The 11292-nt window shown below is 74.1% G+C and carries 14 protein-coding genes; 4 read left to right on the top strand and 10 right to left on the bottom strand.

The genetic code is table 11. From position 1 onward, the window contains the following. Positions 1-169 precede the first annotated feature (169 nt). Positions 170-358 (top strand): helix-turn-helix domain-containing protein, encoded by a 189-nt coding sequence (locus ASE15_RS09430; protein ID WP_331709588.1) that lies wholly within the window; start codon positions 170-172, stop codon positions 356-358. Positions 359-400: 42 nt separating this feature from the next. Here ASE15_RS09430 and ASE15_RS09425 read toward each other — a convergent pair whose 3' ends face one another. The 3 genes from ASE15_RS09425 to ASE15_RS09415 form a co-directional block, all read right to left on the bottom strand. Next, a complete protein-coding gene (locus ASE15_RS09425) occupies positions 401-1063 on the bottom strand; it encodes a histidine phosphatase family protein (RefSeq protein ID WP_056762998.1) in 663 nt (220 codons plus the stop codon). A gap of 127 nt (positions 1064-1190) precedes the next feature. Beyond that, positions 1191-1793 carry a hypothetical protein gene (locus tag ASE15_RS09420; RefSeq protein WP_056762995.1) on the bottom strand — a complete coding sequence of 201 codons (603 nt, stop codon included), beginning with the start codon at positions 1791-1793 and terminating at the stop codon, positions 1191-1193. A gap of 80 nt (positions 1794-1873) precedes the next feature. Next, the gene (locus ASE15_RS09415) at positions 1874-2785 is read right to left on the bottom strand and encodes an NAD-dependent epimerase/dehydratase family protein (protein WP_056762991.1); all 912 of its coding nucleotides are present in this window, start codon (positions 2783-2785) and stop codon (positions 1874-1876) included. A 111-nt stretch (positions 2786-2896) separates the two neighbouring features. On the opposite strand from ASE15_RS09415, the gene ASE15_RS09410 reads away from it, so the two are divergent. After that, on the top strand, positions 2897-3271 hold the full coding sequence (locus ASE15_RS09410) for a helix-turn-helix domain-containing protein (protein WP_056649391.1): 375 nt from the start codon (positions 2897-2899) through the stop codon (positions 3269-3271). Positions 3272-3294: 23 nt separating this feature from the next. On the opposite strand, the gene ASE15_RS09405 is transcribed toward ASE15_RS09410, so the two are convergent. Genes ASE15_RS09405 through tmk form a run of 3 tightly spaced genes read right to left on the bottom strand, consistent with a single transcriptional unit; the run spans position 3295 to position 5951 of the window. Continuing rightward, positions 3295-4029 carry a hypothetical protein gene (locus tag ASE15_RS09405; protein ID WP_056762988.1) on the bottom strand — a complete coding sequence of 245 codons (735 nt, stop codon included), beginning with the start codon at positions 4027-4029 and terminating at the stop codon, positions 3295-3297. Positions 4030-4032: 3 nt separating this feature from the next. After that, the gene (locus ASE15_RS09400; protein ID WP_056762985.1) at positions 4033-5169 is read right to left on the bottom strand and encodes a DNA polymerase III subunit delta'; all 1137 of its coding nucleotides are present in this window, start codon (positions 5167-5169) and stop codon (positions 4033-4035) included. Next, complete coding sequence (gene tmk, locus ASE15_RS09395) at positions 5166-5951, bottom strand: dTMP kinase (RefSeq protein WP_082608778.1); 786 nt, start codon at positions 5949-5951, stop codon at positions 5166-5168. Before tmk ends, ASE15_RS09400 begins: the two co-directional genes overlap by 4 nt. A gap of 66 nt (positions 5952-6017) precedes the next feature. Here tmk and ASE15_RS09390 point away from each other — a divergent pair, with 66 nt between their 5' ends. Beyond that, positions 6018-6749, top strand: coding sequence for an HAD-IA family hydrolase (locus ASE15_RS09390; protein ID WP_082618342.1), 732 nt, complete (start codon positions 6018-6020; stop codon positions 6747-6749). A 33-nt stretch (positions 6750-6782) separates the two neighbouring features. Here the strand turns inward: ASE15_RS09390 and ASE15_RS09385 are convergent, their stop codons facing one another. Further along, on the bottom strand, positions 6783-7877 hold the full coding sequence (locus ASE15_RS09385; RefSeq protein WP_157257526.1) for an aromatic acid exporter family protein: 1095 nt from the start codon (positions 7875-7877) through the stop codon (positions 6783-6785). A gap of 87 nt (positions 7878-7964) precedes the next feature. Then, positions 7965-8459: a MarR family winged helix-turn-helix transcriptional regulator gene (locus tag ASE15_RS09380; RefSeq protein WP_056649379.1), complete on the bottom strand. Its 495-nt coding sequence runs from the start codon at positions 8457-8459 to the stop codon at positions 7965-7967. An 88-nt stretch (positions 8460-8547) separates the two neighbouring features. On the opposite strand from ASE15_RS09380, the gene ASE15_RS09375 reads away from it, so the two are divergent. Beyond that, positions 8548-8772 (top strand): hypothetical protein, encoded by a 225-nt coding sequence (locus tag ASE15_RS09375; RefSeq protein ID WP_056762982.1) that lies wholly within the window; start codon positions 8548-8550, stop codon positions 8770-8772. A gap of 108 nt (positions 8773-8880) precedes the next feature. On the opposite strand, the gene ASE15_RS09370 is transcribed toward ASE15_RS09375, so the two are convergent. Together ASE15_RS09370 and ASE15_RS09365 are read right to left on the bottom strand one after the other, a co-directional pair. Further along, positions 8881-9975 (bottom strand): Gfo/Idh/MocA family protein, encoded by a 1095-nt coding sequence (locus ASE15_RS09370; protein WP_082618341.1) that lies wholly within the window; start codon positions 9973-9975, stop codon positions 8881-8883. A 226-nt stretch (positions 9976-10201) separates the two neighbouring features. Further along, positions 10202-11236, bottom strand: coding sequence for a Gfo/Idh/MocA family protein (locus ASE15_RS09365; protein WP_056762979.1), 1035 nt, complete (start codon positions 11234-11236; stop codon positions 10202-10204). Positions 11237-11292 lie beyond the last annotated feature (56 nt).

Here is an 11292-nt window from a genome sequence, read left to right as displayed (position 1 = left end):
CCGCCGTGGCCCTACTCACCCGAACGGACCCTGGCACGTGAGTGGACCCGTGGTGCACCAGCATCGGGGAGAAATGGGTCGCCGACCTGCGGCCCGACCGAGCGGGCACGCGACGCGCGCCAGGAACCTGGGAGACACGATGGACCGGCCGGAACGACCCCACCAGCTCATGACCCCCGCAGAGGTCGCGCTCGTCTTCCGTGTCGGCCCTCAGACCGTGAGCCGGTGGGAGTCGCGCGGGCGGCTCTCCGCGATCCGGACGCTGGGTGGGCAGCGCCGGTACTACCGCGCCGAGATCGAGGCGATCGTCGGCGGGCCGGTGGTCGTGCCGGACCCGACCCCGCCCGCAGCAGCCTGACGCGCCGTGACGCGCCGCGTGCCGGCCGGGCGGGCGCGGGCCTCAGGCCGAGACGGGTGCGGGCCGCGCCGCGACAGCGCCGTGCCCCGCGACGTCGACGCCCACGGCCACGACGCGCGCGACACCGTCCGTGACCTCGACGGTCGAGACCGAGGCGTTCGGCAGCGCCGCGAGCCCCGACGGGGCGATCGTCGCGAGGTAGGCACCGAGCGTCAGCCCGTGCCCGACGACGAGCACGTTCCGGTCGCGGCCCGCCCCCGGCCCCGAGGCGTCGTCGTGCGCGGCCACGATGCGCCCGAACACCCCGCGCACCCGGGCCATGAACTCGGCCCCCGGCTCGCCCCCGCCGACCCCGGGGTGCGTGCCCGCGAGCACCGCGGGCACGAGCACCGACCACGGCACGACCGCGTCGAGCTCGCGCTCGGGACGTCGCTCGAACGAACCGAACGACAGCTCGCGCAGGTCGGTGTCGACCGTGATGGGCAGGTCGGGGTGGTGGCGCAGGATCTCCATGGCTGTGAGGACCGCGCGGCCCTGGGGCGAGGAGTACGCGGTGCTGAAGTCGTGCCGCGCAAGGTGCTGCGCGGTCACGCGCACCCCGGCGCGACCCGTGCGGGTCAGCGGGGAGTCGCACGCCCCCTGGAGGTGGCGGCGCGCGTTGAGGACGGTCTGCCCGTGGCGGACGAGCGTGAGCGTGAGGGTCATCGTCGAAGTGCCCTTCCGGTGGTCCGGTGTCTTGTCGCTCGCGACGCTAGCGCCGCCGCGCCACGCGTCGACGACCGCTGCGGGCCGTCCGTCCGACGATCAGGTGAACGTCGAGTGCCACCAGCGCTCAGTCCCGACGCCGCCGCACCGCCCTCTGCAGGGCCGGTACCACGACGACGAGTCCGAGCCCTGCGACGATCCACCCCCAGCCGAGTTCCGGGTCGACGGGGGCGAGGACCTCCTCGAGCCCGGCGTCCGCGAGCCGAGCGAGGGATCCCTGCTGCTGGGCGAGCGCGGGCACGACGCCTACCGCGACCAGCACGATCCCGAGCCAGCGGGACGTCGACGAGCCGTCCAGGACGGCCTGCGCTCCGCGTGCCCCGCGGCGGGCCAGCAGGTACCCGAGGAAGCATGCCGTCCCGACGAGCGCGAAGAACAGGATCAGGTCGATCTTGTCGAGCGGGCGGTGGAGATAGACGTCCGTCCATGGCATCGAGGTGCCCTCGACCGCGCTCACGGACATGCTCTCGCGCTCCTGCGCGCCACCGGAAGGGGAGATCGACCGCACATCGATGATCCCGAGCGGCCGGGTGAAGCCGTTGACCAGATGGATCAGGGCGACGCCCCAGGCGATCACGGCGCCCGTCAGCGCAAGAGCGCCGCCCTTCTCGCCGTGACGCCGGTCGGCTCCCCGTCGGTCGGTCGTCCGGGTGGAACCGTTGTCGGCCATTGCTTCGCTCTCGTCGCGGGGCAGGTCGCCACATCCTCCCGGAAGGCCGGGGTGAAGTCCATCGCCCCGGCCGTCGGGTCTCAGTGCGCAGACACGGCAGGCGCGTAGCTCCCGGTCTCGAGCTCCTCGACGAGCGAGGGGCGGCGCGGGCTCCAGCCCAGGGCGCGCGCACGCGTCACGGGCGCGACCCGCTGGTCGAGGAGCAGCGCGTCGGCGAAGGGCGCGCCGAGGCGCTCGCGCGTCGCGCCCTCGTCCTCTGGCCCGACGGCGCCACCCAGCCCCGCGGCACGGCTCGCCGCACGCGTCAGGTCGATGACGGAAGCAGACCCGTCGGCCGTGCCGAGGAGGCGGCCGGTCAGGCCCTGCTCGACCGCGAGCACGTAGAGCTCGGCGAGGTCGTCGACGTGGACCGTCGCCCAGCGCTGGGTGCCGCTGCCCACGAGGGCGAGGGATGCGCCGTCGGGCCCCTCGCTGCGCGGCGCACCCGCGACGATCCCCGGGATGCCCGCACCATGGCCGTAGACGACGCCGGGGACCACGACCGACCCGGCCACGCGCCCCTGGGCTGTGGCCGCGAGGAGCCGCTCCTCGATCGGGAGGCGCCACGCGACGATCGCGGGCGGGTCCAGGGGCGAGTCCTCGTCGATCGCGTCCCCGTTCCCGTAGACCCAGATGCCGCTCGTGTGGACGAACGGCCGGGCCGTGCCGTCGAACGTCGCGAGGACCGCGTCGACGACCGAGGCGTCGATCGTGGGGCTCGAGCCGTCGCTCGCGGCTGCGGCGTGGACCGCGGCGTCGGCGTCCGCGAGGAGCGTGGCGACCGCCGTGGTGTCCGTGAGGTCGACGACGGCCGGTGTCGCTCCCGCGACCTCGACCGTGCGCGCAGACCCCTCGCTGCGGACCAGGGCCGTCACCTCGTGACCGCGAGCCACGAGCGCGGCGAGCACCGCGGACCCGATGTATCCCGTGCCGCCCGTCAGCAGAACCTTCATGTCAGCCTCCTCGTACCCGCCCCGACGGGGCGCCGACGACGCCCGGTGCGTCGCGATGGACCTGACGGTATCCAACGGGTACCAATGACTTCAACGTGCCATTATTACCTGATGGATACTGTTGGATCGGTCGACGAGGTCCCCGACGTCTTCTCCCCGACCTGCCCCTCGCGGCTCGTGGTCGAGCGTCTCGGGGACAAGTGGACGCTGCTCGTCCTCATGGCGCTGCGGACCGGCGTGCTGCGGTTCGGGGAGCTGCGCGAGAAGATCGGCGCCGTGACCCCCAAGGTCCTCACGCAGACGCTGCGCTCTCTCGAGCGCGACGGGATCGTGACGCGGACCGTCTACGCCGAGGTCCCCCCGCGCGTCGAGTACTCGCTCACGGGCCTGGGCCGCTCGCTCCTGGGCCCGGTCGACGCGATCCGCGCCTGGTCAGAGGCCAACGGCGAGCGGATCGTCGCCGCGCGCGAGGCATCGACGGTCTGAGCGGTGGGCTGAGCGGCTCGCGCTCAGCGGCGCGTGAGCCAGGCGTCGGACCCGAACAGGTCCGCAGGCGCCACCCACGGCGTCGCGGAGGGCGCCCACCCGGTCCGTTCCGTCAGGAACGCCAGCAACCCCGCCACGTCACGGACCGGGTCCGCGGCGTTCGCGCCGGCGACGGCCGAAAGGACCAGCATCACGCTCGAGACCGCTGGCTCGGGCGGTTCGGCCCCGGCGAAGCGCACGCGCGCGAGCACGTCGAGGAGCGCGAGGACGTCGATCTCGACGGCCGGGTCGTCCGCCTCGCTCGCTGCGACGCAGAGTGCGTGGAGCCGACCGAGCCCCACGCACAGATGCCGGCGCCCCTCGTCGTCGGGAGCGGGCGTGGCGCCGTCGGGCCACATCAGCAGATCCAGGGGTTCCTCGGCGAAGAGATGCGGGACCCCCTCTCGAGACGTCGCAGCGACCCCGACGGGGAAGAGCGTCGCCGGATCCTGGACGGCCTCGCCGACCGGGATCGGACGGGTCACAGCAGCTGTCGCCCGGTCCGAGGCATACCGGACGTCCAGGAGCGAGGCGAGGCCCGCCTGGACCAGGTCCACGACCAGGGCGCCCACGGCACGGGCCCGGCGGGGGTGCTCCTGATCACGCGGCCACGCTGCTGACACCAGCGGTGTGGGCACGCCGTCCACCGAGTACGGGCCGCCGACGAGAAGAGCGAGCGCGAGCCGATCGACCCCCTCGGTGGACGGCGGCCCGTTCATCGCTCAGCCCTGCGGGCGCAGGGCGATCGCCATGGCCTCGAGCGCGAGCAGCGGCGCCACGTTGCCGTCGAGGCGCTCCCGAGCCACCCCGATCGCGTCCATGCGGCGCACGGTCTGCTCGGGGGTCGAGTCCTCGGCAAGGGCCTGCACGCTCTCCGCGAGCTCGGTGTTCACGAGGTCCACGTGAGCCCCGAGCTGGACCACGAGCACGTCGCGGTAGAGCGAGAGCAGGTCCAGCATCGCGCGGTCCAGGACGTCGCGCTGGTGGCGGGTCGCACGGCGCTTCTGGTCCTTCTCGAGGTCTGTGAGCTGAGAGCGCAGCTTGGGCGGCATGACGCCCCCGGCCTCGACCCCCAGGGCGCGCAGGAGCTCGGCCTTCTCGACCGCGTCGCGCTCCTCGGTCGCGGCCTTGGCCTCGGCCTGGGCGACCTCGACCAGCTCGCCCGCGGCGACCACGGCATCCCCGACGCCACGGATGCGACGCGCGATCGACAGGACCGAGGAGCGGCGCTCGCGCGCCTTGCCGTCCCGGGCCAGCCGGCGCGCCAGGCCGATGTGGCTCTGGGCGGCGCGCGCAGCGGCCTCGGCCACGACGGGGTCCACGCCGTCACGGGCGACGAGCAGACGGGCGACGGCCTCGACCGGCGGCACCCGCAGCGCCACGCCGCGGCACCGTGAACGGATCGTCACCAGGACGTCCTGCGGGCTGGGCGCGCACAGGATCCAGACCGTGCGGGGCGGCGGCTCCTCGATGGCCTTGAGGAGGACGTTGGTGGTGCGCTCGGCCATGCGGTCGGCGTCCTCCACGATGATGACGCGCCAGCGCCCCTGCGAGGGTCGGCGGCTGGCGACGCCCACCAGGTCACGCACCTCGCTGATCGCGATGGTCACCTTCTCGGTCGCGACGATCGTCACGTCCGCGTGGGTGCCCGCGAGGGTCGTGGTGCACGCCTGGCACACCCCGCACCCGCCCTGCTCGCACTGCAGCGCGGCCGCGAAGGCCCGTGCGGCGTTCGACCGGCCCGAGCCGGGCGGTCCCGTCAGGAGCCAGCCGTGCGTCATGGCCGCGGGGTCGGTCGCCGCGGCCGAGAGCAGCTCGACCGCGTGCTCCTGCCCCACGACGTCGTCCCAGACGGTCACGGGGCGCTCGTCCGCTCGGCCGGCCCCGGGGCGGGGTGCGTCACGGGGGACGTGACCGGCAGGTCCGCGAGGTCCGGGGCGTAGCCGATCGCGGAGTCGGAGTCGTCGAACCCGTCGTCGGGCAGCGCCTCGACCGTGTCCTCGGCCTCCTCGACCACGGGCGTGAGCTCGAGCCGGACCGCGAGGTCCACCCGGATCTGGGCCTGGATGTCCTCGATCGAGGCGGTCGCGTCGATCACGACCCACCGCTCGGGGTCCGCGGCAGCGCGCGACAGGAACGCCTCGCGCGTGCGCCGGTGGAAGTCGAGACCGGCGCTCTCGAGACGGTCCGGCTTCCCCTGGAGACGCTCGGCCGCGACGGCCGGGTCCAGGTCCAGCAGGACGGTCACGTGGGGCATGAGCCCCTGGACGGCCCACAGCGAGATGAGCTCGACCTCGTCGACACCGAGCTCCCGCCCGCCCGCCTGGTAGGCGACCGACGAGTCGAGGTAGCGGTCCGTCACGACGACCGCGCCGCGCTCGAGCGCGGGGCGGACCAGGTGGGCGACGTGGTGCGCGCGGTCCGCGGCGTAGATGAGGGCCTCGGTGCGAGCGTCCATGTCCCGGCCGTGCAGCACGGCCTGGCGCAGCTCGACACCCAGCTCCGTGCCCCCGGGCTCGCGCGTCAGCACGACCTCGCGGCCGGTCAGCTCGCCCAGCCACTCCCCCAGGAGGCGGGACTGGGTGGACTTGCCGACGGCGTCGCCGCCCTCGAACGAGATGAAGTAACCGGGTGTGCTCACGCGCCCACGATAGTCGGGCCGCCTGACACCCGTCGGGCAGCCCGGCACGGCCGGTAGCCTCGGGGCATGTCCGTCCTCCCCGTACCCAGCCCCGACCTCCCTGAGCCTCCCCCGCTCCCGACGCCGGGCGCCGCGTTCGCCGGGCGCACGTTCGACGCGATCCTGTTCGACATGGACGGCACCCTGATCGACTCGGTGCCCGCGGTCGACCGGAACTGGCGCCGCTGGGCGCACGAGTACGGCCTGCCGGACGCCGACTCGTTCCAGATCGAGCACGGCACCCCCGCCCGCACCTTCATCGCGCGGCTCCTGCCGGCCGACCAGGTCGAGGAGGCGTACGAGCGGATCCACGACCTCGAGCTCAACGACAACGAGGGCGTGCGGATCCTGCCCGGCACGGTCGACGCGTTCGCGTCCCTGCCGGCCACGCGCCAGGCGATCGTCACGTCGTGCACGCGGCCGCTCGCCGCGGCGCGCATCGGGGCGTCCGGCCTCGTCCCGCCCGCGGTCGTCGTCACGGCCGACGACGTCACGCACGGCAAGCCCGACCCCGACCCGTTCCTGCTGGGCGCCGAGCGCCTGGGCGTCGACCCGTCGCGGTGCCTCGTGGTCGAGGACGCGCCCGCCGGGGTCGCGGCCGGACGGGCGGCCGGGTGCGCGGTGCTCGTCGTCGAGGGCACGCACTCGCTCGAGCAGCTCGTCGGCGCCGCCGTGGCCCCCGACGCGGGGGCGAGCGGGCTCGACCAGGTGCGCTTCGCCGTCGGGCAGGACGGGTCGATCAGCGTGACCGACGCCTGACGCTCGCTCACGGTGCGCCGGGCGACGAGCCCGCTACTCCTCGAGCGCCGCGACCCCGCGCCGGACCGCCAGCACGGTCGCCCCCGCGACGAAGTAGTCCTCGTCCGAGCCGCTGCGCACCTCGCGCACTGCCCGCCGCAGCCGCTCGGTCGCGTCCCGGACGCGGTCGAGGGCCTCCGGGTCCGCGAGCGCCCCGGCCGTGGACCGCACGGCTCCCGCGTACGCGCGCAGGGCGTCGCGCACGAGGGGCCTCAGGGACTGGCCGAACGCGAGGTCGTCGAGGTCCTGCCGCTCCCACCCGGTGACGAGCCGGGTCAGGTCCCCGACGACCGACGACGTCACCCCCAGCGCGCTCGCCTGGGAGCCTTGGGCTCGGGTCGCCTCCGCGTACCGGCGGGCGCGGCGGTTGATGCGTGCCGCCTCGCGCGCCTGCTCGGCCGACCGCTGCGACCGGTCGACCACGGGCCCGAGGAGCAGTCGCCGGTCGTCCCACTCCTCGGGGGAGGGTGCGACGTCGCTGTCGAGCCCGTCCGCGAGGTGGTCGAGCTGGTCTGCGAGCGCGCTCCTGAGACGGTCGAGCTCGACGTCGGAGGCCGCGAGCGGCAACGGCGGGAACAGCAGGTTGATCCCGATCCCGACCAGCGCACCGACCAGGACGAGCCCGATGTACGCCCCCATGTACCCCACCTTGTCCGCGTTCCCGATGATGAGGACGAACAGCGCCGAGGTCACGGCCCACGACCCCATGTCCCCCAGGAGCCCCCACCCCGCGACGAGGATCGAGACGGCGACGACGAGCGCGATCGACAGTGCGCTGGGCGCGAGCACGAGGTCCGCACCGCGGGCCACGAGCGCCCCGACGACGATCGCCCCGACCGCCTGGAAGGACTCCCGGACGGACCTGGCCACGGTGCTCGTGGTCGCGACGACGGCGCCGAGCGGCGCGTAGTACGGATAGTCGGAGAAGGGCTCGGGCAGCACGATCCCGACGACCCACGCGACCGCGGCGGCCACGGCGCCGCGCAGCGCCATGGCCCACCGGGGGTGCAGGTGCCACTGCCGGAGCGTGGCGGCAGCCAGTCCGCGCGCACGGGCCGTTCGCGGGTGGGAGGCGGTGGGAGTACTCATCGCGCCACCCTAGGCACGGCTGGGGCGCGTCTGCGTGCTTCGCGGTGATGTGGGCGGCCGCGGGCAAACGACCTGCGCAGCGCCGGGCTAGATCACACCCGCCCGCAGGGCCGCGGCCACGACCTTCGAGGCCGCCGCGTGGACCTCGACGAGCTCGTCGAGGGTCAGGCCCGTCGCGGCGGTGATCGCGGGCGGGACGTGCTCGGCCTGGTCGCGCAGCTCGCGACCGGCCGGGGTCAGCGTGACGTCGACGACCCGGCCGTCGTGCTCGTTGCGCGACCGGGTGAGGTACCCCGTGGTCTCCAGACGGCGGACGAGCGGCGAGAGCGTGCCGGGGTCCAGGTGGAGCCGGTCCGCGAGCGACGTGGCCGTGGTGCGCTCACCGGCCGCCGCGTCCTGCCACAGGGCCAGCATCACGAGGTACTGCGGGTGGGTCAGGCGCAAGGGCTCGAGCAGCGGCTTGTACATGGCGACCATGGCACGCGCCCCCGCGGACAGCGCGAAGCAGACCTGCGACTCGAGAGCGAGGGGGTCGTAGCCGCTGCGGGCGGGCGTTGCGGGGCTCTCGGTCGAGGTGGTCATGTCGCCATGGTAGCCAGATCTCGCCTATGCTTGGTACACCAATCATTGGTGCACCATGCAGTTGCACCGTTCTCGTGAGGAGAGGCGCATGGCCGACAAGCAGCGACGACGCCCCCTGGGCCTGCGCATGACCGAGACGTTCCTGCCGATCTTCGGCCCCGCCCAGGTCGGGAAGCAGGGCTCTCCCGGGCGTGGCGTCTCCGCGGCCGAGGCCGAGCGCGACCGCGAGCTCAAGACGCGCTTCGAGTACGTGACGGGTCCGGACGGCCGCAGCTACGTCGTCGAGCACACGGACGAGCCGACCGCGGGCTGAGCCCCGCGCCCGGCGAGTACGGGGTTGTGGTCGTCCTGCTCGTCAGGACGACCACGACCCCGTACTCGGCACCCCGGGCGAGCGCGGCACCCCTTCACGCGACCCGGCTCACTCGCCCGGGTAGACCACGCCCGTCTGGCGGCGGACCTCGTCCATGGTCCGCATGACGTCGAGCGTGTCCTGCCACGTCATGCGCGGGCTCTCGGTCAGGCCTGCCTCGACGCATCGCGCGACCTCGGCCGCCTGGTACTGCTTGCCCTCGCCCCGGAAGCCCTCGTAGCGCCACTCGGCGCCGTCGTGACGGACCACGCGGAACGACGTCGGGGCGTAGAACGTGCCCTCGACCTCGATGCGCCCCGCGGTCCCGGAGATCGACGCCACGTTGGGCGTCTGCGACCACAGGGTCGTCGACAGCGTGGCCATGGCCCGGCCGTACCCGAGCGTGATGCCGAGCTGGCCGTCGACCCCTGTCTCGGTCAGCGCACCGACCGCGGTGACCGACGACGGCGCCCCCAGCACGTCGTGCGCGAACGACACGGGGTACACGCCCAGGTCGAGCAGCGCACCGCCCGCGAGCTCGGGCGCGTAGAGCCGGTGCTCGGGGTCGAACGGGAAGAACTGGCCGTGGTCGGCGGTCACGTTGACGATCTCGCCGATCTCACCGCGCGCGATCACCCCGCGCAGCGCCGCGACGTGCGGCAGGAAGCGCGTCCACATGGCCTCCATGACGAACACGCCCGCGGCCCGGGCGGCGTCGAGGATCTCGCGCGCCTCGGCCTCGTTGCGCGTGAACGCCTTCTCGACCAGGACGTGCTTGCCCGCGGCGATGGCCAGCAGCGCGTGGTCCCTGTGGTGCGAGTGGGGCGTGGCGACGTACACGACGTCGACCTGAGGGTCCTCAACGAGCTCGGTGTAGTCGGCGTGGGTCGTGTGGATGCCGTGCTCGGTCGCGAAGCGCTCGGCCCGGACGCGGTCGCGCGAGCCCACGGCCACGACGCGCGCCCGGGTGTGGTCGCGCACGGCCTCGGCGAACGACCCGGCGATGTTCCCGGCCCCGAGGATCCCCCAGCGGACCGTGGGCGCGGTCCGGGGATCGGGCACGACGCCGGAGATCACCTCGGGGAGGTCGGCGGCGGTCGCAGCGAGGTGAGGCAGGGAGGTGGGCTGGTCGGTCGGTGCCGCGGTGCGGGCGTCGTTGCTCATGGGTTCACGCTAACCCCGTGAGAACGCTGCCACGGGTGATTGCCCGAGGTGTGGTCGTACAGCGCCCAGGCCGTCGCGGACGAGCACGAGGTTGCGTGCGGTCGAACCCAGCGATCGAGTTCGTCCTGGCCGTCAGGACGACCACGACCTCGTTCTCGGCACCGACGCCCGGCACCGACGCCCGGCACCCGGCACCCGGCACCCGGCACCCCAGGCCCGGCATCCCTTACTCCCCCGGGTACACGACCCCCAGCTGGGCGCGCGCCCGGTCCATGACCTGCAGGAGGTCGAGCGTGTCCTGCCACGTCATGCGCGGGCTCTCGGTGAGCCCCGCCGCGAGGCAGCGCGCGACCTCGGCCGCCTCGTACTGCTTGGCCCCCGGCGCGTACCCGTCGTAGTCGCGGCGCGCGCCGTCGGCCCAGACCACGCTGAAGGCCGTGGGCACCATGAAGCGGTCGACGACCTCGATCCGCCCGCCCGACCCCGCGATCACGAGCGACGTCGCCGACTGCGCCAGGACCGACGAGGCGAGCGTCGCCGTCGCGCGGTCCCCGTACCGCAGCACCACGGTCGACTGGGCGTCCACCCCGGTGGGAGCCGCGAGACCGACGGCCGTGACGTCGTCGGGCATGCCCAGGAGGTCCGTCGCGAACGCGAGCGGGTAGATCCCGATGTCGAGCAGCGCACCCCCCGCGAGCTCGGGCGCGAAGAGCCGGCCCGCCGGGTCGTACGCGGCGTTCGACCCGTAGCTGGCCGTGACCGACCGGACCTCGCCGATCTCACCCTGCGCGATCAGCGCGCGGATCGCGGCGACGTGCGGCAGGTGCCGCGTGAGCATGGCCTCCATGACGAACACGCCCGCGGCCCGCGCGGCGTCGAGCACCTCGCGACCCTCCGCCTCGTTGCGCGTGAACGCCTTCTCCATGAGCACGGGCTTGCCCGCCGCGATCGCGAGCAGCCCGTGGTCGCGGTGGTGCGAGTGCGGGGTCGCGACGTACACGACGTCCACGTCGGGGTCCGCGACGAGCGCCTCGTACGAGCCGTGGACGGTCGCCGAGGGCGCGTGCCGCTGCGCGAAGTCCCGTGCCCGGTGCTCGTCGCGCGAGCCCACGGCCGCCACGTGGCCCTGCGTGAACGTCCGCACCTCGTCGGCGAACGAGCCCGCGATGTTCCCCGCGCCGAGGATCCCCCAGCGCACGGGTGGGGCAGCGCCCGGGTCGGGGACGGCGTCGAGCACGTTGACCACTGCGTGGGAGACCATGCCTCCACGCTACTGCGGCCCCGGGGGCGACCGGTCGACGGACCGGACACCCCGTG

It is taken from the genome of Oerskovia sp. Root22 (genome assembly GCF_001429135.1).
Classification (GTDB): domain Bacteria; phylum Actinomycetota; class Actinomycetes; order Actinomycetales; family Cellulomonadaceae; genus Oerskovia; species Oerskovia enterophila.
Note: the sequence above shows the minus strand (reverse complement) of the source record. Positions and strands in the feature narration are given on the sequence as shown.

Bases quoted from the DNA above. Each gene is read 5' to 3' on its own strand.
- ASE15_RS09420 (WP_056762995.1), bottom strand. From the start codon at position 1,793: ATGGCCGACAACGGTTCCACCCGGACGACCGACCGACGGGGAGCCGAC.
- ASE15_RS09365 (WP_056762979.1), bottom strand. From the start codon at position 11,236: ATGGTCTCCCACGCAGTGGTCAACGTGCTCGACGCCGTCCCCGACCCG.
- ASE15_RS09410 (WP_056649391.1), top strand. From the start codon at position 2,897: ATGGATACTGTTGGATCGGTCGACGAGGTCCCCGACGTCTTCTCCCCG.
- ASE15_RS09380 (WP_056649379.1), bottom strand. From the start codon at position 8,459: ATGACCACCTCGACCGAGAGCCCCGCAACGCCCGCCCGCAGCGGCTAC.
- ASE15_RS09390 (WP_082618342.1), top strand. From the start codon at position 6,018: ATGTCCGTCCTCCCCGTACCCAGCCCCGACCTCCCTGAGCCTCCCCCG.
- ASE15_RS09405 (WP_056762988.1), bottom strand. From the start codon at position 4,029: ATGAACGGGCCGCCGTCCACCGAGGGGGTCGATCGGCTCGCGCTCGCT.
- ASE15_RS09425 (WP_056762998.1), bottom strand. From the start codon at position 1,063: ATGACCCTCACGCTCACGCTCGTCCGCCACGGGCAGACCGTCCTCAAC.
- ASE15_RS09375 (WP_056762982.1), top strand. From the start codon at position 8,548: ATGGCCGACAAGCAGCGACGACGCCCCCTGGGCCTGCGCATGACCGAG.
- ASE15_RS09430 (WP_331709588.1), top strand. From the start codon at position 170: ATGACCCCCGCAGAGGTCGCGCTCGTCTTCCGTGTCGGCCCTCAGACC.
- ASE15_RS09415 (WP_056762991.1), bottom strand. From the start codon at position 2,785: ATGAAGGTTCTGCTGACGGGCGGCACGGGATACATCGGGTCCGCGGTG.
- ASE15_RS09370 (WP_082618341.1), bottom strand. From the start codon at position 9,975: ATGAGCAACGACGCCCGCACCGCGGCACCGACCGACCAGCCCACCTCC.
- ASE15_RS09385 (WP_157257526.1), bottom strand. From the start codon at position 7,877: ATGAGTACTCCCACCGCCTCCCACCCGCGAACGGCCCGTGCGCGCGGA.